We start from the raw sequence: 21,413 nt of genomic DNA, 5'->3' as shown, positions 1-21,413 counted from the left end.
GTGGCCCAGCTTGTAGCCAATTTTACCTGACTGGCAAACGACCTTTCGCGCTGCAATTCTAATTTCATTCCAAGACGTTGCCCATCGGCCACGTTACCCCCAGCCTCGATCATGACGAAGCCAGGTGAAGAATGTCGTTATAGGTCGCAAATACCATCAACATCAGCACTAAACCGAGGCCAATGCGGAAGCCCATCTCCTGCGCGCGCTCCGACAGCGGACGCCCGCGAACGGCTTCGACGGCATAGAACAAAAGATGACCGCCATCGAGAAGTGGCACTGGAAACAGGTTGAGAAGGCCGATCGAGATCGACAGAACCGCCGCCAGGTGAATCAGGGCGGTCAGGCCGATTGTCGCCACCTGCCCCGAGATCTGGGCGATTCGCATCGGACCACCGATCTGGTCGGCCGCCTCGCGTCCGGTGAACACACCGCCGATATAGGCGATGGTGCGGTCCACGACGAACCAGGTTTCCTTGACGCCCAGTACGAAAGCGGTCGCCGGATTGACCCGCTCGGTGGTCGCTTCGCCAACCGCTGTCGCGCGGGTAATGCCGAGGACGCCGAGACGATGGACGTTACCGAAGCTGTCTTTGACTTCGCGAAGTTCTGGCGTGCCCTTCAGCTCGACCGTGGCTTCGCCGCGCTTGACGCTGAAGGCCAGCTGCTCGCCAGCCTTGGTCCCGACGATGCGCTGCATGTCGGAGAAACTGCCAATGACCTTGCCATCGATGGCCTTGATGATGTCGCCCGACTGGAACCCGGCCTTCTCGGCCGCGCTGCCGGCCTGAATGCTGTCGACCTTGGCGGTCGTGCTCGGCTTGCCGAAGAACGTGAACAGACAGGTGAAAATGACGATCGCGAGGATGAAATTGGCGATCGGACCAGCAGCCACGATGGCCGCACGCTGGCCAACCCGCTTGTGATGGAAGCTGCCCTTGCGCTCATCCGCCGTCATGCCTTCCAGCGCAGCGCTTGAGGGGGTCGAGGCTTCGCTCTCGTCACCGAAGAACTTCACGTAGCCGCCAAGCGGAATCGCGGAAATCTTCCAGCGCGTGCCATGGCGATCGTTGAAGCCGGCCAGTTCGGGACCGAAGCCGAGCGAGAACGTCAGGACCTTAACGCCGTTCCAGCGGGCGACCAGGAAGTGGCCGAGTTCGTGGAAGAACACCACGATCGTCAGGACAAACAGAAAGGGGATGATATAGCCGATAAAGCCGTGGCTTAACGTATTGAAACTATGTTGGAAAAACTCAAGCATCCCGATCCCCTAACGCGAGGCCAAAGGCCCCGTCCCCAATGCTCTAGGATGCCTTTGCGGCAATTTGAGGCAAGAGGGTGGCAGCCATTTTTCTCGCTTTATGGTCAACAGCGATAGCGTCATCCGCCGATGACAACGGCGCCAAATTCCCTGCCCGCACCCATTCATTCATGGTCGCTTCGACCAGCCGTGCAATGGCGCCAAAGCGGATCTTCTGGGCGGTGAAGGCAGCCACGGCGATCTCGTTGGCCGCGTTGTAGACGGTGGTCGCGCCGCTGCCGGTGCGCAGCGCGTCATAGGCCAGCTTCAGGCCAGGGAAGCGCGCGTAATCCGGTGCCTCGAAGGTCAGCGATCCGATCTTGGCAAGGTCGAGCGGCGCGGCCCGGCCCGGGATGCGGTCCGGCCAGCCCAGGCAATGCGCGATCGGCGTGCGCATGTCCGGTGAGCCCAGCTGCGCCATGACAGAATAATCGCGGAACTCGACCATACCGTGGATGATCGACTGCGGATGTACCAGTACGTCGATTTCGTCCGGCGCCAGCGCGAACAGATAGGACGCCTCGATCACTTCGAGGCCCTTGTTCATCATCGATGCGGAATCGATGGTAATCTTCTGCCCCATCGACCAGTTTGGATGTTTCAGCGCCTGCGCCAGCGTCGCCTGCTCGATATCGGCGGCAGCCCAGGTGCGGAACGGTCCGCCCGAGGCGGTGATGATCACGCGGGTCAGTTCCTCGCGGCTGCCGGAGGCCAGCGCCTGGAACAGAGCATTGTGTTCACTGTCCGCCGGCAGGATGCAGGCGCCAGCCTTGGCAGCGCGATCCATGAAGAAATCGCCGGCGCAAACGAGGCATTCCTTGTTGGCCAGCGCGACGGTTGCACCGCGGTCGACGGCGGCGAGTGCGGGCTTCAAACCGGCGGCGCCTGATACGGCGGCCATCAGCCAGTCGGCCGGACGCTCCGCAGCCTCTACGATGGCGCTATCCCCTGCCCCGCTGGCGATGCCGGTGCCGGCGAGGGCCGCGCGGAGTTCGTCCAGCTTGGATTCATCGGCGACGGCCACAAAGCGCGCGTTGAATTCCTTGGCCAGCTTGACCACGCCTTCGACGTTGCCGTTGGCGGTCAAAGCCTCCACCTGATACCGCTCGGGCGACGCCCGCAGCAGATCCATGGTGCTGTCGCCGATCGAACCGGTCGCACCGAGGACAGTGATGCTGCGCAGACTGGACGCGGCGGGCTTGTTATTTCGCAGAGGAACAGCGCTCATCAAATCACCAAACCATAAGACCGCGGCCGACGCCATCTGCGCCGCCGCGTAAAAGACCGATCACCGCGGCAGCAACCACCGCGAACACATAGCCATCGAGGCGATCCAGCAGACCGCCATGGCCAGGAATGATCTGGCCGGAATCCTTCACGCCGAATTTGCGCTTCACTGCGGACTCGAAGAGATCGCCGAGTTGCGACAACACAGTCAGCACGGTTGCGATCAGGAGCAGCGGCAGCAGCCTGCCGAAACCATTTGCAGCAAAACCGGCAGCTACAGCGAGGCTGAGAACAAAGCCGCCGATTGCGCCGGCCCATGTCTTCTTCGGACTGACGCGCGGCCACAGTTTCGGGCCGCCGATGCCGCGCCCGGCGAAATAGCCGCCGATGTCGGTCATCCAGACCACCAGCAGAATGAACATCAGCGCCGAAAAGCCCCAGACGGGATCGAGGCGCACGACAATGGACGCCGCAAACGCAGCCAAGGCATAGACGAAGCCGAGCCCGATCCAGCCGACATGATTGCCGACAATGGCCCGCCATTCCAGGAAGAGACCAACCGACACCAGCGTCACGAGGCCGAACCACAGCCAGCCACCGGCATAGGCGGCGAAAATCGCAACGGGGATCAGCACCAGCGCGGCCAGGATGCGCATCAAGAGATTGCGCAGCCCCCGGTCATCCGCCTGCTTCGGCGTACTGTCGTCCTGGGTCACGCCGGTCACGAACCGGTTTTCGCGGCGAGACCGCCGAAACGCCGCTCGCGGCGGGCATATTCGGCAATAGCGCTTTCCAGCGCGGCCTTGTCGAAATCCGGCCAGTGGATCGGCACGAATACGAACTCGCTATAGGCGGCCTGCCACATCAGAAAGTTCGACAGCCGCTGTTCGCCCGACGTGCGGATGATCAGGTCCGGATCCGGAATATCAGGCGCGTCGAGATACTGGCCGAGCGTATCGACATTGATGCTTTCGGGCGTCCGCTTGCCCTCGGCAACCTCGCGCGCAAGGCGCTGCGCTGCCGTGGCGATCTCGTGCCGCGAGCCGTAGTTGAAGGCGACCACGAGATTGAGCTGGGTGTTGCCCCGCGTCAGGTCCTCGGCCTCTTTCAGCAATGACGCGATATCGGAATCGAGGCCCTGGCGCTCTCCGATCACGCGTACGCGCACGCCGTCACGATGCAGTGTGGCAAGATCGTTGCGGATGAAGCGACGCAGCAGGCCGAACAGATCGCTGATCTCGGACGCCGGCCGCGACCAGTTCTCGGAGCTGAACGAGAAGATCGTCAGATACTGGATGCCGAGTTCGTTGGATGCCCGCACCACACGACGAAGTGCCTCGACGCCGCGGCGATGGCCCTCGGCGCGCGGAAGCCCCCGCGCTGCAGCCCAGCGTCCATTGCCGTCCATGATGATCGCGACATGCAAAGGCGTGGATCGGTCCGATCCATCATTTGCGGGCGCGGCGGCATTCGACATCGATTAAAATCCCCAGCATATGGTCCGGCACATATGTGACCAATTTGCGGACCATACGCTTTTCAACAGCTTAAATGCGGCTCCTGACGCTTAAACCGTCATGATTTCCTTTTCCTTAGCCGCCAGCAACTGATCGATTTCAGCGATCACGCTGTCCGTGACCTTCTGCACTTCGGTATCGTGGCGCTTCTGGTCGTCCTCGGAAATCTCGTGAGCCTTCTCGAGCTTCTTGATGATGTCGAGACCGTCACGGCGTACGTGGCGCACCGCAACCTTGGCCGCCTCGGCATATTTATGCGCGACTTTCACGAGTTCCTTGCGGCGCTCGGTGTTCAGTTCGGGAATGCGCAGCCGCAGGATCTGGCCTTCAGTCGCCGGGCTAAGGCCGAGATTGGAATCGACGATCGCCTTTTCCACCGCCTTGACCATCGACTTGTCCCAAACCTGCACCGACAGCAGGCGCGGCTCGGGAACGCTGACGGTCGCAACCTGGTTCAGCGGCATGTGGCTGCCATAGGCTTCCACCTGGACCGGCTCCAGCATCGAGGCTGCCGCACGTCCGGTGCGCAAGCCGCCAAGCTCATGCTTCAGCGACTGGGTCGAGCCCTGCATACGGCGCTTGAGGTCGTTGATGTCGAATGGGGCCATGGTGGCCATGCAGCTCTCCCTTGTATCCTGCTGGTGCGAAGCGGGTATGGCGCTCCGAACCCGTCTAAAATCAGCCCGCGACGATGGTGCCGTGGCCAGTACCAGTCAAAATGGCGCCGATCGAACCCGGTTCGGCGATCGAGAATACGATGATAGGCAGCGAGGTCTCGCGGGCAAGCGCGAAAGCCGTCGCATCCATGACTTTGTAGTTCCCCTCCACCGCCTGCGAATGGCTGAGACGCTCGAAGCGCGTCGCGTTCGGATCCTTCTTTGGATCGGCACTGTAGACGCCGTCCACATTGGTCGCCTTCAGCACAGCCGATGCGCCGATCTCGGCAGCGCGCAACACTGCGGTCGTGTCAGTGGTGAAGAACGGATTGCCGGTACCGCCGGCCAGCAGCACGATGCGGCCCTCAGACAGATACTTATGTGCGGCAGCGCGTGTGAAAAGTTCGCAGACCTGCGGCATCACCATCGCCGACAGCGTACGGGCCGGCACGGCGTGCCGCTCGATCGCAGCTTCCAGTGCCAGGCAGTTCATGACGGTAGCGAGCATGCCCATGCTGTCGCCGGTCGGGCGCGACACACCACGCGAGGAGACTTCGACGCCGCGGAAGATATTGCCGCCGCCGACGACGACCGCGACTTCGACACCAAGTTTCTGGGCTGCAATGAGATCGACGGCGATGCGGTCGATGGTCGGCTGATCGATACCGAATGACTGGCCTCCGGCGAAAGACTCACCCGAGACCTTGATCACGACGCGACGATAGAGCGGCTCACCCATGATGCGATCGCTTCCTTTCGAGGCGGCAGCTCCCGGCGTAGATCGCCGGGAGGTCTTCCAATTCGTCTTACTTCTGGCCGCTCGCGGCGGCAACTTCGGCAGCGAAGTCCGAAGTCTGCTTCTCGATGCCTTCACCGAGCGCGTAGCGCACGAAGCCAGTGAGCTTGATCGGCGCGCCAACCTTGCCTTCGGCTTCCTTGACGGCCTGCGCCACCGACTTGCCGGTGTCGTGGATGAAGGCCTGATCCAGCAGGCAGACTTCCTTGTAATAGGTCTTCAGGCCGTTCTCGACGATCTTCTCGATCATCGCGTCCGGCTTGCCCTGCTGGCGATACTTGTCCGCCATCACTTCCTTTTCGCGAGCAACGACGGCCGGATCGAGGCCGGCGGAGTCCAGCGCCTGCGGGTTGGCAGCAGCGACATGCATCGCGATCTGTTTGCCGAGAGTCGCGAGCTCGTCAGCCTTGCCGGTGGATTCCAGCGCGACGATGATGCCCATCTTGCCGAGACCTTCGATCACGGCGTTATGCACGTAGCTCGACACGACGCCGGCCGAGACTTCCAGCGTCGCGGCGCGGCGCAGGGTCATGTTTTCGCCGATGGTGGCGATGGCTTCCGTGATCGCGGTCTCGACAGTGACGTCGCCAACCTTGTGCGCCTTGATGGCCTCAACGTCGGAGCCGACCTTGAGCGCGACCTGGGCGATCATCTTGACCAGCCCCTGGAACTGATCGTTGCGCGCGACGAAGTCGGTCTCGGAATTGACTTCGACCACGACGCCCTTGTTGCCGGCAGTGAGAACGCCGATCAGGCCTTCAGCCGCGACGCGGTCAGCCTTCTTGGCGGCCTTGGACAGGCCCTTCGCGCGCAGCCAGTCGATTGACGCCTGCATGTCGCCGTCATTGGCAGCAAGTGCGTTCTTGCAATCCATCATGCCGACGCCGGTGGTTTCGCGGAGGTCCTTGACCATCGCTGCAGTAATCGTTGCCATCGTTGAACCCTTTGCCTGTCAGGGCGCCTGCGAGCCAGCCGGTGCTGGTCAATCGCGTTACGCCGCAGGAACTATCATCGAGAGAAGTGTAGAGATGGAAAGTGCGGCCGGGATGACGGCCGCACAATAGTTTCTTGGCTGTCGCATCGGCATGATTTTGTCCGGAACCGGGACACCGGTTCCGGGATCACGCCTGCGCGTTACTCGGCTTCCGCCGTCAGACCCTTGGCCTGGGCGACCCAGCCGTCGGCACGGGCCGGAAGACCAACTTCTTCGCCAATCTTGTGGGCGGTGTCGTGATCGAGTTCGGCCAGCTGCCAGTAGTGGAAGATGCCGAGGTCGTTGAACTTCTTCTCGATCGCACCGGACACGCCGGTGAGCTTCTTGAGATCGTCGGCAGTGCCGCGCGGACCGGCCAGGCCCTGAAAGCCCGCTTCCGGAGCCGGGATGGCCTCAGCCACCGGGGCAGCCGATGCACCGATATCGAAGCCCGAGTCGCCCTGGGCGCGCGAGATGCCGTCGATGACAGCGCGTGCGATCAGGTCGCAATACAGCGAGAGCGCACGGCCGGCGTCGTCGTTGCCCGGGACCACATAGGTGATGCCCTTCGGATCCGAGTTGGTGTCGACGATCGCCGCGACAGGGATACCCAGACGCTGGGCTTCCTGGATCGCGATGTCTTCCTTGTTGGTGTCGATCACGAAGATCAGGTCGGGCAGACCGCCCATGTCCTTGATGCCGCCCAGCGAGCGATCGAGCTTGTCGCGCTCGCGCTGCAGCGTCAGACGTTCCTTCTTGGTGTAGGCCGACGCATCGCCGGAGTTCAGCACTTCGTCCAGGTGACGCAGACGCTTGATCGAACCGGAGATGGTCTTCCAGTTGGTCAGGGTGCCACCGAGCCAGCGCGAATTGACGAAGTACATCGCCGAGCGCTTCGCAGCTTCGGCAACGACGTCTTGCGCCTGGCGCTTGGTGCCGACGAACAGGATGCGGCCGCCCTTGGCGACGGTGTCGCTGACAGCCTTCAGCGCGGTGTGCAGCAACGGCACGGTCTGCGCGAGGTCGATGATGTGGATGTTGTTGCGTGCGCCGAAGATGTAATTCGCCATCTTCGGATTCCAGCGGTGCGACTGGTGACCAAAGTGGACGCCAGCTTCGAGCAGTTGACGCATAGAAAATTCGGGTAGTGCCATAGTATCAATTCTCCGGTTGTTTCCTCCGGAAGCGTGTGAGCAAACGAGCATTCGGGCAGAGGATTCTGCCGTGCAGCCCGGATGCCACCGGACGGCGATTAAGCCATGCTTCCGTGTGAGATGGCGCGGTATATAGCCGGATTCCCGGGATAAGCAAGGAAATCCGGTGGCTTCGGCCGGTTTACCGCGCGGGTCGCCAGCTCAAAGCGTTTCGACCATTTCCACCCCGGAAACCGCCTTGATGGCGCCGGCGATCTGCGGGGACACCTGGAACCGGCCTTCGAGCTTGAATTCGACCTCGGTTTGCAGGTCGAGGCGCAGGATCAGCGAAACGTCGCCTCCGCCGGCGGCATTGCTCGGCTGCGGTTGGAGGCGTTTTACCAGCGAATCCAGTGCCTTGGTGTCCTTCATGGTCACCCTGAGCCCCTTCTGGGTCTTGGCGGCGGCGGCATCCAAAGGCTCCGCGTGGAGAACCCGGGCCCGAACGTCCTCGCCCTGGAGTTCGGCGCCGAGTTGCAGCAGCACCGCGGTACCCGGTTCCAGCACGTCGCGGTATTGGGCAAGCCCTTCGGAGAACAGCACCGCCTCGAAATGGCCGGTCGGGTCGGACAGGCCCATGATGCCCATCTTGTTGCCGGTTTTGGTCCTCCGCTCCATGCGGGACACGACGGTAGCCGCCACCCTGCCCGCCGTAGCGCCGGTTTTGACCGCGCGGCAGAACTCGGCCCAGCTCTGCACCCGCAGTCGCTTCAGGGCGGTCGCATAGTCATCGAGCGGATGGCCGGACAGGAAGAAGCCAATAGCGTCGTATTCCTTGCGCAGCTTCTCCGCCGCCAGCCAGTTGTCGATCTGCGGCAGCATGATGGTCGGCGCATCGGCCGCGCCGCCAAACATGTTTCCCTGACCGATTGTCGTATCCACGTGGGCACTCTGGCAGGCGGCCAAAATAGCATCCGCGCCGCCATGCACGCGGGCACGATGTGGATCGAGCGTATCGAAGGCGCCGGCCGCAGCGAGTGTTTCGATGATGCGCTTGTTGACCGCGCGTGGGCTCACGCGCGACGCAAAGTCGGCAAGCGACGTGAACAAACCATTCTTGTTGCGCTCGGCGACGATCAGCTCGACGGCGCCAGCGCCGACGCCTTTCAACGCGGCCAGCGCATAATAGATCGTGTTGTCGCTGACCTCGAAGGTGACGCCCGAACGATTGATGTTCGGCGCCTCGACCTTGATACCGAGCCGCTGCGCCTCGGCGCGAAATTCCGACAGCTTGTCGGTGTTGCCCATGTCGAGCGTCATCGACGCCGCAATGAACTCCACCGGATAATGCGCCTTCATATAGGCGGTGTGATACGACACCAGCGCATAGGCCGCCGCGTGGCTCTTGTTGAAGCCATAGTCGGCGAATTTTGCCAGCAGATCGAAGATCGTATCGGCCTGCCCCTTCGGCACACCATTCTTGACGGAGCCGGCGACGAAGATCTCGCGCTGCTTTTCCATTTCGGCGCGGATCTTCTTACCCATCGCGCGGCGCAGCAGGTCGGCGTCACCGAGCGAATAGCCGGCCATGACCTGCGCGATCTGCATCACCTGTTCCTGATAGATGATGACGCCGAAGGTTTCCTTCAGGATCGGCTCGATGATCGGATGCAGATATTCCGGCTCTTCATCGCCATGCTTGCGCGCGCAATAGGTCGGGATGTTCGCCATCGGGCCCGGACGATACAACGCGACGAGCGCGATGATGTCCTCGAAACGGTCGGGGCGCATGTCCACAAGCGCGCGCCGCATGCCCTGGCTTTCCACCTGGAACACGCCGACCACTTCACCGCGCGCCAGCATTTCGTAGCTCTTGGGATCGGTAATCGGCGTGGTCGCAAGATTGACGTCAATATTGCGCTGCTTGAGCAGCTTCACGGCGACATCGAGCACCGTCAGCGTCTTCAGGCCGAGGAAGTCGAACTTCACGAGACCTGCTGGCTCAACCCATTTCATGTTGAACTGGGTGACCGGCATGTCCGATTTCGGATCGCGATACATCGGCACGAGTTGCGACAGCGGCCGGTCGCCGATCACGATGCCTGCTGCGTGGGTCGAAGCGTGGCGTGTCAGGCCCTCGAGACGCTGCGCAATATCGAAGGCTTTGGCGACGATCGGATCCTCGTCGCGGAGCGCCTGGAGTTTCGGCTCGCCCTCGATCGCGGCTGCAAGTGTCACCGGTGCGGCGGGATTTTGCGGCACCAGCTTGGTCAGCTTGTCGACCTGGCCATAGGGCATCTGCAGCACACGGCCGACGTCGCGCAACACGCCGCGCGCCTGCAGCGTACCGAAGGTGATGATCTGCGCGACCTGATCGCGACCGTAACGCTGCTGCACATAGGAGATCACCTCGCCGCGGCGGTCCTGGCAGAAGTCGATGTCGAAGTCCGGCATCGATACGCGCTCCGGATTGAGGAAGCGTTCGAACAGAAGGTTGAACTGCAAGGGATCGAGATCGGTGATGGTCAGCACCCAGGCGACCAGCGAGCCAGCGCCCGAACCGCGGCCCGGCCCCACCGGAATGCCCTGCGCCTTCGCCCATTTGATGAAGTCCGACACGATCAGGAAGTAACCCGCATAGTTCATGCGGGAGATGACGTTCAGTTCGAAGTCGAGCCGGGCGTGGTATTCCTCCTCGCTCTTGCCCTGTGACACGCCGTGGATCTCGAGACGCTTGCGCAGCCCCTCCTCGGCCTGACGGCGCAACTCGTCGGATTCCTCCTGGGCCGCGCCTTCCGCGTTACTGCCGGCGCCCACCGTGAAGCGCGGCAGGATCGGCTTGCGCGTCTTTGGCCGGAACGAGCAGCGCTCGGCGATTTCGACGGTTGACGCCAATGCCTCGGGAATGTCGGCAAACAGCACGGCCATTTCGGCGCGGGTCTTGAAGCGATGATCGGTGGTAAGCTGCTCGCGGTCCGTCTCGGCAATGATCCTGCCACCGGCGATACATAGCAGCGCATCATGGGCCTCATAGTCATCCGCGGCAGCAAAATACGGCTCGTTCGTGGCCACCAGCGGCAGGCCCTTGGCGTAAGCCAGGTCGATCAAACCGGCTTCGGCGCGGCGCTCCTTCTCGGCGCCATGACGCTGCAGTTCGATATAGAGCCGATCGCCGAATAGCGACCCAAGCCGGTCGCAGCGCGCAGCGGCAAGCGCGGATTGATCGGCAAGCAGCGCCTGATTGATCGGACCGTCAGGACCGCCGCTCAACGCGATCAGGTCTTCCGTCTCCTCCAGAAGCCATTCCAGCTTGATATGGGGCGCATGATTGACCGGGGTTTCCAGAAACGCGCGCGAGTTGAGTTTCATCAGGCTCTGATAGCCGCGCTCCTTGGCAGCCAGCAGCACAATGCGCGGCATCACGGCATTCAGCGCATTACGGGCGTTGGGATCCTGGTCGCCGAAATCGATCGCGACCTCGCAGCCGGTAATCGGCTGGATGCCATAGCCCACCAGCTTTTCGGAGAATTCCAGCGCGCCAAACATGTTGTCGCTGTCGGTCAGCGCCAGCGCCGGTTGATGGTCGGCCTTGGCCAGTTCCGCCAGCTTCTGGATCTTGATCGAGCCCTTCAGCAGCGAATAGGCCGAATGCACGTGGAGATGGACAAATCCGGCATTCGACGCGGCGGCGGGCTTCTGACTCATGACGTGGGACAATCCGGACTTTGCAGCGCCCGATCTGGGCAGTCATCGACACTGGGGATCGCGGCAGCCTGTTCAGGCCGACTCGCTGCCCCATGGTGATGCCTGCCCCCGGCCAAGTCCATGTGAAACCCCCTCGGGCCCGGAAGCGTCCCCGCATTCCCTAGGGAATGCTCGTCATTCTCCGGGAGCGTTCCCATATCCTCCGGCGAGCGCTTCCCCGGTGTTCCGGCGCCAGCTTCGCAGCCGGCGTCCCGGAGCAGGATCAGAGCTGGGGGATCAGTTGCGCCCAGACCGCAATCATGCCCACGAACAGAACGATCGATGCCAGTGCAGCGGCTTCTTCAACAAAGGTCTTCAACATGGTGGCCTCCGTGACTATCTGGAACATATGAAGAACATTGTTCTCATTCTGTTCCTGGAGTCAAGCAGCCGATCCGGACGTGTCGCGCCTCATATTCCGAATGGTTAAGACCGCGAGCCGGCACGCTTTGCGCCCAGTCAACCGACTCTCTCCCTCGCCGGGAATCATCTGCGCCGTATTGCCTCGCATGTGCCGAACAAGCCCTGTTACGGCATGTTTCCGGCGCCAGATGCGGAGCGGAATCCGGCTTTGTGAGTTGACGAATACCTCTCGGACCGGCTTTGTGCCGGTCAGAGATCACATGCAGCCGGCCATCTGAGTCGGCAGGAGAATTCGATGCGCGCAGCCCTGCTTGCTCTGGTCGCCCTCGGCGCCGTTTCGGCCCTTACCGTCACGCCCGCCGCGGCCCAGCCCGTCGATCCCGGCCCGTTCTCCTTCTACACCCCGAGCGGCTACCCGTTCTGCATGCGCTCGCTCTATGACGACGATGACTGCAGCTACCGCACCTATGCGCAGTGCGCAGCAACGGCATCGGGCATCGGCCTGACCTGCTTTGCCAATCCGGCTTACGCCTATGCGCAGACCTACGCGCCGCAGCAGCCGCGCGTGAAGCGCAAGCGTAAGAGCAGCTACTGAGCGATGGCGCCGTCCGCGGCGCCTCGCTTTTTCTCTCTCAAATGAAACGAGTGGCGGGGTCAATCGAGTTCGACGACCTTGCCGTTTTCAAGCGACACCCGCCGGTCCATGCGGCCGGCCAGTTCCATGTTGTGGGTCGCGATCAGCATCGCCACCTTGGTCGCCTTCACCAGCTGCATCAGCGCCTTGAAGACGTGATCCGCGGTATGCGGATCGAGATTTCCCGTCGGCTCATCCGCAAATAGCACGCGCGGTGCATTGGCTACCGCGCGGGCAATCGCAACGCGCTGCTGCTCGCCGCCCGACAGCTCCGCGGGGCGATGTGTGATGCGTTCGGCCAGACCCAGATAGGCCAGGATTTCCTTGGCGCGGGCGACCGTCTCGGAGCGCTTCAAGCCGCGGATCATCTGCGGCAGCATGACGTTTTCCAGCGCGGTGAATTCCGGCAGCAGCCGATGTGACTGGTAGACGAAACCGATATCTGTGCGACGTATCTGGGTGCGCTCGGTGTCCGACAGGCCCGAGGTCGCGGTGCCGCCGACATAGACCTCGCCGTCGTCCGGGCTCTCGAGCAGGCCGGCAATATGCAGCAGCGTCGACTTGCCCGAGCCGGACGGCGCCACCAGCGCGACCGACTGCCCCGCCCACAATGCCAGCTTGGCATTGTCGAGAATGGTCAGAACGCTTTCGCCCTGGGTGTATTGCCGCTTGATGTCGTGGAGATAGACCACCGGTACATCATCTGCCCCTTGCGCCATATCAGTTACTCACTCGTATCTTAGCGCATCGACGGGATCGAGGCGCGCGGCGCGCCACGACGGATAGAGGGTCGCCAGGAACGACAGCGTCAGCGCCATGATGACCACCGCGCTGGTTTCGCCGATGTCGACCTCGGCCGGCAGCTTGGACAGGAAATACAGTTCCGGCGAGAACAGCTCCGTGGATGTCATCCACGAGATGAATTGCCGGATCGTCTCGATATTGAAACAGACCAGTAGTCCAACGAAGAAGCCGACCAGCGTGCCGACCACGCCGATCGCAGCACCCGTGATCAGGAACACCCGCATGATCGAGCCTTGGGAGGCGCCCATGGTGCGCAGGATCGCGATGTCGCTGCCCTTGTCCTTCACCAGCATGATCAGGCCGGAGACAATGTTCAGCGCCGCCACGAGCACGATCAGCGTCAGGATCAGGAACATGACGTTGCGCTCGACCTGCAGCGCATTGAAGAAGGTCGAGTTGCGCTGCCGCCAATCGACGATGAAGATCGGCCGCCCGGCCGCCTCGGTCACGAGCTTGCGATACTCGTCGATCCTGTCGGGATTGTTGGTGTAGACCTCGATCGAGGTCACGTCAGAAGGGCGATTGAAGTAAGTCTGCGCCTCGGCCAATGGCATGAAGACGAAGGTCGAGTCATATTCGGACATGCCGATCTCGAAGACAGCAGCGACCTTGTAGGGCTTGATGCGCGGCGTTGTGCCCATCGGGGTCACCGCCCCCTTCGGCGAGATCAACGTGATCATGTCGCCGGCATGGATCGAGAGCTGATCTGCCAGCCGCCGACCGATCGCCACACCCTGCCCGTCATCGAAGCCTTCGAGCGTGCCCTGCTTGATGTTCTTGGCGATCGACGTCAGGTTATTGAGGTCGCCAGAGCGGATACCGCGGATAAAAATGCCCGCAGCCCCAAACGCGGATGATCCCAGTCCCTGGCCATCCACGACCGGCGCCGCGAGACGAATGCCATTCACGCCGCTGATACGGTCGGCGACATCCTTCCAGTCGGTCAGAGGACTTTCCAGCGGCTGCACCAGCAGATGCCCGTTGAGACCCAGGATCTTGTCGAGCAGCTCCTTGCGGAAGCCGTTCATCACGGCCATCACAATGATCAGCGTGGCGACGCCGAGCATGATGCCGAGGAACGAGAAGCCGGCAATGACGGAGATGAATCCCTCTTTACGGCGCGCGCGGAGATAGCGTCCGGACAGCAGCCATTCGAAGGCGGCGAAGGGTGGGGTTCGAACTGGCTCGCTCATGGCATCATCCATCGCCCGACTCCCATACGAATCGGGCTTATTCTAGCCGCATCGTGAGTGATGCGGCGACCACACAGTGGATAAGTCGTCAGGACGTCAGCTTTGCGACGACCTCGGCGGCACTGATATTCTCACGCGAACCGTCATCGCGCCGCTTCAGCTCGACCTTGCCTTCGGCCAGCCCCTTCGGGCCGACGAGGATCTGCCAGGGCACACCGATCAGGTCAGCGGTGGCAAACTTGCCGCCGGCGCGCTGGTCGGTGTCGTCATAGAGCACATCGACGCCCTTGGCCGAGAGCTCCTTGTAGAGCGCCTCGCAGGCCGCATCCGTATCGGCCGAACCCTGCTTCAGGTTGAGGATGGCGGCGCGGAACGGCGCCACTTCCTCGGGCCACTTGATGCCGTTCTCGTCGTGGCAGGCCTCAATGATCGCGCCCAGGAGCCGCGATACGCCGACGCCGTAGGAGCCACCATGGATCGGCGTCTCCGCGCCATCGGCGCCGGCGACGGTCGCCTTCATCGCGTCGGAATATTTGGTGCCGAAATAGAAGATCTGGCCGACTTCGATACCGCGGGTGTTGAGCCTCCGCTCGGCGGGCACTTCGCTCTCGAACCGCGCGGCGTCGTGAACGTCTTCGGTGGCCGCATAGATCGAGGTCCACTGATTGATGATGCCCGTGAGATCACCGCTATAATCGACATCGGCCGGCGGGATCGGCAGATCGAGCACGTTCTTGTCGCAGAACACGCCGGACTCGCCGGTCTCGGCGAGCACGATGAATTCGTGGGAGTGATCGCCGCCGATCGGTCCGGTCTCGGCGCGCATCGGGATCGCTTTGAGGCCCATGCGGGCGAAGGTGCGCAAGTAAGCGACGAACATCTGATTGTAGGAATGTTTCGCCGCAGCCTCATCGATGTCGAATGAATAGCCATCCTTCATCAGGAATTCGCGGCCGCGCATCACGCCGAAACGCGGACGCTGCTCGTCGCGGAATTTCCACTGGATGTGGTACAGGTTCAGCGGCAGGCTCTTGTAGGACTTCACGTAGCCGCGGAAGATCTCGGTGATCATCTCCTCGTTGGTCGGCCCGTAGAGAAGCTCCCGCTTATGGCGGTCCACGATGCGCAGCATCTCCGGACCATAGGCGTCGTAGCGCCCACTTTCGCGCCAGAGATCGGCCAGCTGAAGCGTCGGCATCAGGAGCTCGATGGCGCCCGCCCGGTTCTGCTCCTCGCGGACGATCTGCTCGATCTTCTTCAGCACCCGCAGGCCCAGCGGCAACCAGGCATAGATGCCGGCGGCCTCCTGACGGATCATGCCTGCGCGCAGCATCAGCCGGTGCGAGACGATCTCGGCTTCCTTCGGCGTTTCCTTGAGAATGGGCAGAAAATAGCGCGACAATCGCATGGTTAGGCCTGGGAATCGGAGGGACACGGGAGAACGCGAGTGAAACCGGATCGGCCGCCAAAATACAAGGGCAACCGGCCCGTTGCCGGATACTGCGCGACTTGAAGCCGGCAATCGGGGCTTAATTCCGTTCGCCTGGCGAATTGCTTCCCAGGCGGTCAAATATCGCCATTTCCGATGTCGGCCCGAGGACCCCAGCGTGACCGGAAATAGCGTCAAAGGCTGCGTTTCTACCCTTGGCCTAAATTTTGAACACACATTGCCGAAATTGGTGACAAACAAAAAAAGTTGAGCTACGACTCATAGCTCAGGCGGTTCGTAAGGACAGAGTCTGGTGGTCCAAGTCTCGGGAGGAGCCCTGACGCGCTCAAGCAGCGTCAACCCGCTAAGCAAGGATAAAATCCAAAGTTTGGGGTAATAGGGTCGACACAATTTTCCGAGCAGGGCTGCGGCCCTGCTCTTTTTTTCGGCAGATTCCCGACAACGACAGCGACGCTTCATATCGTCCGAGACGAAAAAAAAGGCCGGCATCAATGCCGGCCTTTTTTCGGAGATGCAACGCGCTGCGTATTACAGCGCACCACCCTTCGGCTTGATACCCGACAGCCACGAACAGACCAGGCCCTGTACCGCGCCGACGATCCCGAATGTAAGAATCTGGCGCAGCGGAATCGACACCGACGTCCAGATCAACATCATCCCGATACTCACGACGTAGCCAGTCAACGCCGAAGTCAGCACCTTCGGCCACAGCCGCATCTTGTCTTCGAGGAACCAGTCCTCAAGCCACATGATCAAGGACGGGATGAGGCCAAACCAATAAGCGAAAGGCAATCCCATGATGAAGCCGGGAAAGCCGCCGATGATCCTGCCGCTGGCAATTTCGCGCAGCTCGAAAACCGCAAAGCCGACAGCCGGCCCAAGCAACAGAAAAAGCAGAAAGCGCTTCATGCGTCAGCTCCGTATCGACACCTGAAAGGACAGACTCCGCAGGTCATAGATTGCTCTCAGATCGGCACGCCCATCAGCTTCGAGAGCCTCTCGATATTGAAGTAGTCCATGCGATACGCATACATGCCGGCGGCGAACAGCACTGCGGAAATCACCGTGGTCCAGATCAGCTTGCGCCCCATCCGTGCCAGCACAGGCGCACCGGGATCGGTGCCGTCGGTGCCCTCGCCGTCCTCATGCTGGCTGCGCACGCCGAATGGCAGCGTCAGGAACAACGTGATCCACCAGATGACGAAATAGACCGCGAGCGACGTCGAGATCGTATAGGCCATCGTGTCCTCAGGACTGTTCGATTTCGACGAGCGCGCCCGAGAAATCCTTGGGATGCAGGAACAGCACAGGCTTGCCGTGGGCGCCGATCTTCGGCTGGCCGTCGCCAAGCACGCGCGCGCCTTCCTTGATCAGGTTGTCGCGTGCCGCGATGATATCCGGCACTTCGTAACAGATGTGATGAATGCCACCGTCAGGATTGCGCTCGACGAATTTGGCGATCGGCGAATCCGCGCCCAGCGGCTGGATGAATTCGATCTTGGTATTCGGCAGCGTCGCGAACACCGTGATCACGCCATGCTCCGGCAGCGGCACGGTCGCGGAAATCTCGGCGCCGAAGGCGGTGCCGTAGATCTTCGCAGCTTTCTCCGCATCGGCGACGGCAATCGCCACATGATTGAGCCGGCCCAGCATGGTGTCCTCCGTAGTCTTTGTTTCTTTGCTTTTAGTCTTCGACCTGCAGGATGTGAACGTAACACATCGTCTTCTTGCCCCATTGATCGGCGAGTGACGAGCGGACAGCGCGTCGCACCGACTCCGCCATCGCATCGGGATCGCGCTTGCGCGCCTTGGGCAGGTTCTCGACGATGTTGACGACGATGTCGAACACGACATCCTCCATCACCTCGCCCTTGAGGTTCTTTTCGGGAATGCCGATCAGGTCGACCGCAGGGTCATCGACCAGTTCGCCCTTCATGGTCACGGCCAATGCCACGAACGCACAGCCGGCAAAGGACAGCCGGCGCCGCTCGCTTACGGCGCGGGACTTGGAATCCTCGAGAATGAGGCCATCCTTGAACATGCGGCCCGACGGCAATTCGTCGATGACGGCGGCATCGCCGGGCGCCAAGCGCACCAGGTCGCCGTTCTTGACGATCATGGTCCGCGGCACGCCGCAGGCGCGCGCGAGCTTGGCATGCTCATGAAGATGCAGCGCCTCGCCATGGACGGGGATCAGCAATTGCGGACGCACCCAGGAGATCATGTCGCGCAACTCGTCGCGGCGCGGATGGCCGGACACATGCACCAGCGCATCGCGATCGGTGATCACCTCGATGCCCTGCGTGACAAGACCGTTGATGATGGTGCCGACCGCCTTCTCGTTGCCCGGAATGGTCCGCGACGAGAAAATCACCGTATCGCCCTTGTTGAGGGTGACCATCGGATGATCGTCGCTGGCGATACGCGCCAGCGCCGCGCGCGCTTCACCCTGGCTGCCCGTGCACAGCGCCACCACCTTGTCCGGCGGGAAATGGCCGTAATAGTCGGCGTTGCGGAACGCCGGCAGTCCATCGAGATAGCCGCATTCGCGGGCCACCTGCACGACGCGCTCCATGGCGCGGCCGACCAGCACCACTTCGCGGCCCGCGGCCTGCGCCGCTTCGGCAACGGCCCGCAACCGCGCCACGTTCGATGCGAAGGTCGTAACGGCGACGCGGCCCTTGGCAGCCTTCACCAGTTTGGTGAGCGTCGCGGCAACCTCCGTTTCGGACGGTGAGCGGCCATCGCGCACCGCATTCGTGGAGTCGCCGATGATGGCCAGTACGCCGGCATCACCGAGTTCGCGCAGCCGCTTTTCGTCGGTTGGCAGGCCGATGATCGGTGTCGGGTCAATCTTCCAGTCACCGGTATGCAGCACGGTGCCGAGCGGCGTGTGCAGCGCGATCGCATGGGATTCCGGAATCGAATGCGCAACCGGAATGAACTCGATATCGAACGGGCCGAGATTGATGCGGCCGCCCGACGGCACCACGGTGACGGGAATCTTCGGCGGATTGCGCTCGCTGGCGCATTTGGCTTCGAACAGCGCGGCGCTGAACTGCGTCGCATAGATCGGGCATTTCAGTTTCGGCCACAGGTCGATGATGGCGCCGAAATGGTCCTCATGGGCGTGGGTGAGCACGAGACCAACGAGATTCTTCTTTTCCTTTTCCAGGAACCGCACGTCGGGCATCACCAGGTCGATGCCGGGCAGATGTTCCTCGTCACCGAAATAGACGCCGAGGTCGATCGCCAGCCACTTCCCGGCCAGGCCATAGATCGACAGGTTCATGCCAATCTGGCCGACGCCTCCCAGCGGTGCGAAGGTCAATTCGTTGGGTCGCGTCATTTGCTTGCTGTCCTTGTCGACGCGGCCGATCCGAAATGAACGTCGCCGGCGGTAATAGGGATTCGCCGGCGATCCGCTGTCGCGACAATCATACAACCGGCCTCATCAATGGTGTCGAAAATTCCCGAAATCGTCTGTACCCCGTTGTCCACGGACACCGGCTGACCGATCCCTGCTGCGCGTTCCAGCCACTGTCGCCGGATCTCGGCAAACCCGCGTCCGGAATCCCAGATGCCGCGCATCTCCTGCCAGGTGTCCGAAAGCGCCGCAAACAGGTCTTCGGCGCTGGCGCTGACGCCTATCGCATGCAGGCAAGCAACCGGATAAGGCATATTGTCGGGGGCCGCCACCACATTGGTGCCGATGCCGACGACAACAGCAAGCTGGCCGTTCGGCGCTGCCTCCGCCTCCAGATTCATTCCGACCAGCTTGTGCCCGCCTGCCAGAACGTCGTTCGGCCATTTCAGCCGATAATCATTCGCGGCCGACTGCGGCGCCCGCATCGCGGCTTCGACGCTGATCTGTCGGAGCGCCTTCTCAACGGCGACGCCAGCGGCGAAGCCCAGCGTCGCCGCAACTGAGGGCGTCACATCAAGAACTTCCAGCACCGAACTGGCGAGGTTCCCGCGGGGAGCGACCCACGGCCGATGCCGCCGCCCACGTCCCGCGGTCTGTTCCGTTGTGACAAACCACATCGGACCGCGCTCGCCTGCGCGCGCGCGGTCCATGGCTTCCGTATTGGTCGAACCGGTTGTGTCGAATGCGGCGAGCTTCGTGCCCGCCGCGAGGGCTCGGGGACCGAGCGAAAATACCATCTAGAACAGCGACTTCGCTGCGAATGCCGCCGCGCTGACCAGAGGCGCCGGATAGACGAAGAACAACACGTTGAAGAGACCCGCCACAGCCAGCACCGTGCGCAGTTCAACGCGCATCGGATCGAGCTTCCCGACCGGCTCGTCGAAATACATGAGCTTCACGATGGACAGGTAGTAGAACGCGCCCACCACGCTGGCCAACACACCGACCACGGCCAGTACGAACAGGCCCGACTTGATGGCCGCCATGAAGACGTAGAACTTGCCGAAGAAGCCGGCCAGCGGCGGCACGCCTGCCAGCGAGAACAGGAACATCGCGAAGAAGAAGGCGATGATCGGATTGGTGCGCGACAGGCCAGCGAAATCCTTGATCGTCTCAACGGGCTGGCCATTGCGCTTCATGGTCAGGATGATGGCGAAGGTGCCGAGGGTCATCGCGACATAGATCGCGATATAGACCAGCACGCCCTGCGCACCCTCCTGCGTGCCGGCGGCAAGGCCGACCAGCGCGAAGCCCATGTGGCCGATCGACGAATAGGCCATCAGGCGCTTGATGTTGGTCTGGCCGATGGCGGCGAACGAGCCAAGTACCATCGAGGCAAGCGACACGAACACCACGACCTGCTGCCATTGCACGACAATACCCGGGAACGCCGTCAGCGTGACGCGGGTGAACACGGCAAGCGCCGCAACCTTCGGGGCCGAGGCGAAGAAGGCTGTGACGGGCGTCGGTGCGCCCTCGTAGACATCGGGCGTCCACATGTGGAACGGCACGGCCGAAACCTTGAAACAGAGGCCGGCAAGCAGAAACACCAGGCCGAACACCAGGCCGATATTGCCGGTCTTGGCTTCGGCGGCGATGCCGGCGAAGGACACCGTGCCGGTGAAGCCGTAGATCATGGAAGCGCCGTACAGCAGCATGCCGGACGACAGCGCGCCCAGCACAAAATACTTCAAACCGGCTTCGGTGGACTTCGCATTGTCGCGGTTTGAGGCTGCGACGACATAGAGCGAAAGGCTCATCAGTTCGAGGCCGAGATAGAGCATGATCAGGTCGCCGGCCGAGATCAGCACCATCATGCCGAGCGTCGAGAGCAGCACCAGGATGGCGTATTCGAAAATGCGACGGGACTGGTCCGCGAGAAATTCACGCGACAGGATCAGCGTCACAGCCGACGCGATGATCGCCAGCACCTTCAGGAAGCGCGCATAGTCGTCGACGATGAAGCTCCCGCCGAAGGTAGCATGCTTGCCGGCGGGCAGCATGATTTCAGCCGCGCCGACCACCACCAGCAGACAGACGGCGAGCGTCGTGACCAGGCCCGTGATCTTCGGTCCGTTGAAGGCACCGATCATCAGCAGCACCATGGCGCCAACCGCGAGCATCAGCTCCGGCAGTACGGGCAGCAGGGAATATCCGGCGGTCGTAATCGTCATTGCGCGTTATCCTGATCTGCTG

General features: G+C 62.1%; 19 protein-coding genes. 1 reads left to right on the top strand and 18 read right to left on the bottom strand.

Annotated features, from left to right (window positions below; all coding sequences use genetic code 11):
- Positions 1-109 precede the first annotated feature (109 nt).
- The 9 genes from rseP to dnaE form a co-directional block, all read right to left on the bottom strand.
- A complete protein-coding gene (gene rseP / locus RSO67_RS00325) occupies positions 110-1,261 on the bottom strand; it encodes an RIP metalloprotease RseP (protein ID WP_089264545.1) in 1,152 nt (383 codons plus the stop codon).
- A gap of 43 nt (positions 1,262-1,304) precedes the next feature.
- Positions 1,305-2,528: a 1-deoxy-D-xylulose-5-phosphate reductoisomerase gene (dxr, locus tag RSO67_RS00320; RefSeq protein ID WP_093758765.1), complete on the bottom strand. Its 1,224-nt coding sequence runs from the start codon at positions 2,526-2,528 to the stop codon at positions 1,305-1,307.
- Between the two features lie 4 nt (positions 2,529-2,532).
- Entirely contained in the window at positions 2,533-3,243 is a 711-nt protein-coding gene (locus tag RSO67_RS00315; protein WP_315844395.1) for a phosphatidate cytidylyltransferase, read from the bottom strand.
- A gap of 5 nt (positions 3,244-3,248) precedes the next feature.
- Positions 3,249-4,004, bottom strand: coding sequence for an isoprenyl transferase (locus RSO67_RS00310; protein ID WP_068730865.1), 756 nt, complete (start codon positions 4,002-4,004; stop codon positions 3,249-3,251).
- Positions 4,005-4,094: 90 nt separating this feature from the next.
- Positions 4,095-4,652, bottom strand: coding sequence for a ribosome recycling factor (gene frr / locus RSO67_RS00305; protein ID WP_410001922.1), 558 nt, complete (start codon positions 4,650-4,652; stop codon positions 4,095-4,097).
- A gap of 70 nt (positions 4,653-4,722) precedes the next feature.
- Positions 4,723-5,439, bottom strand: a complete 717-nt coding sequence (gene pyrH / locus RSO67_RS00300) for a UMP kinase (protein WP_315841864.1) — start codon at positions 5,437-5,439, stop codon at positions 4,723-4,725.
- A 67-nt stretch (positions 5,440-5,506) separates the two neighbouring features.
- The gene (gene tsf, locus RSO67_RS00295; RefSeq protein WP_184516176.1) at positions 5,507-6,430 is read right to left on the bottom strand and encodes a translation elongation factor Ts; all 924 of its coding nucleotides are present in this window, start codon (positions 6,428-6,430) and stop codon (positions 5,507-5,509) included.
- 200 nt (positions 6,431-6,630) lie between these two features.
- A complete protein-coding gene (locus tag RSO67_RS00290) occupies positions 6,631-7,623 on the bottom strand; it encodes a 30S ribosomal protein S2 (RefSeq protein WP_068730869.1) in 993 nt (330 codons plus the stop codon).
- A 201-nt stretch (positions 7,624-7,824) separates the two neighbouring features.
- On the bottom strand, positions 7,825-11,307 hold the full coding sequence (dnaE, locus tag RSO67_RS00285; RefSeq protein WP_315841863.1) for a DNA polymerase III subunit alpha: 3,483 nt from the start codon (positions 11,305-11,307) through the stop codon (positions 7,825-7,827).
- Between the two features lie 697 nt (positions 11,308-12,004).
- On the opposite strand from dnaE, the gene RSO67_RS00280 reads away from it, so the two are divergent.
- Positions 12,005-12,304, top strand: coding sequence for a DUF3551 domain-containing protein (locus tag RSO67_RS00280; protein ID WP_315841862.1), 300 nt, complete (start codon positions 12,005-12,007; stop codon positions 12,302-12,304).
- Between the two features lie 59 nt (positions 12,305-12,363).
- Here RSO67_RS00280 and RSO67_RS00275 read toward each other — a convergent pair whose 3' ends face one another.
- The 9 genes from RSO67_RS00275 to nuoN form a co-directional block, all read right to left on the bottom strand.
- The gene (locus RSO67_RS00275) at positions 12,364-13,062 is read right to left on the bottom strand and encodes an ABC transporter ATP-binding protein (protein ID WP_068730961.1); all 699 of its coding nucleotides are present in this window, start codon (positions 13,060-13,062) and stop codon (positions 12,364-12,366) included.
- 9 nt (positions 13,063-13,071) lie between these two features.
- A complete protein-coding gene (locus tag RSO67_RS00270) occupies positions 13,072-14,352 on the bottom strand; it encodes a lipoprotein-releasing ABC transporter permease subunit (RefSeq protein WP_315841861.1) in 1,281 nt (426 codons plus the stop codon).
- 76 nt (positions 14,353-14,428) lie between these two features.
- On the bottom strand, positions 14,429-15,748 hold the full coding sequence (proS, locus tag RSO67_RS00265) for a proline--tRNA ligase (protein WP_315841860.1): 1,320 nt from the start codon (positions 15,746-15,748) through the stop codon (positions 14,429-14,431).
- 570 nt (positions 15,749-16,318) lie between these two features.
- Entirely contained in the window at positions 16,319-16,699 is a 381-nt protein-coding gene (locus RSO67_RS00260; RefSeq protein WP_315841859.1) for a hypothetical protein, read from the bottom strand.
- Positions 16,700-16,755: 56 nt separating this feature from the next.
- Entirely contained in the window at positions 16,756-17,031 is a 276-nt protein-coding gene (locus RSO67_RS00255) for a DUF1467 family protein (protein ID WP_315841858.1), read from the bottom strand.
- A 7-nt stretch (positions 17,032-17,038) separates the two neighbouring features.
- Entirely contained in the window at positions 17,039-17,443 is a 405-nt protein-coding gene (mce, locus tag RSO67_RS00250) for a methylmalonyl-CoA epimerase (RefSeq protein ID WP_315841857.1), read from the bottom strand.
- A gap of 31 nt (positions 17,444-17,474) precedes the next feature.
- Positions 17,475-19,139 (bottom strand): ribonuclease J, encoded by a 1,665-nt coding sequence (locus RSO67_RS00245; protein WP_089264553.1) that lies wholly within the window; start codon positions 19,137-19,139, stop codon positions 17,475-17,477.
- Complete coding sequence (locus RSO67_RS00240; RefSeq protein WP_315841856.1) at positions 19,136-19,954, bottom strand: biotin--[acetyl-CoA-carboxylase] ligase; 819 nt, start codon at positions 19,952-19,954, stop codon at positions 19,136-19,138. Before RSO67_RS00240 ends, RSO67_RS00245 begins: the two co-directional genes overlap by 4 nt.
- Positions 19,955-21,391, bottom strand: a complete 1,437-nt coding sequence (gene nuoN / locus RSO67_RS00235) for an NADH-quinone oxidoreductase subunit NuoN (protein ID WP_315841855.1) — start codon at positions 21,389-21,391, stop codon at positions 19,955-19,957.
- Positions 21,392-21,413 lie beyond the last annotated feature (22 nt).

The organism is Tardiphaga sp. 709, assembly GCF_032401055.1.
Classification (GTDB): domain Bacteria; phylum Pseudomonadota; class Alphaproteobacteria; order Rhizobiales; family Xanthobacteraceae; genus Tardiphaga.
Note: the sequence above shows the minus strand (reverse complement) of the source record. Positions and strands in the feature narration are given on the sequence as shown.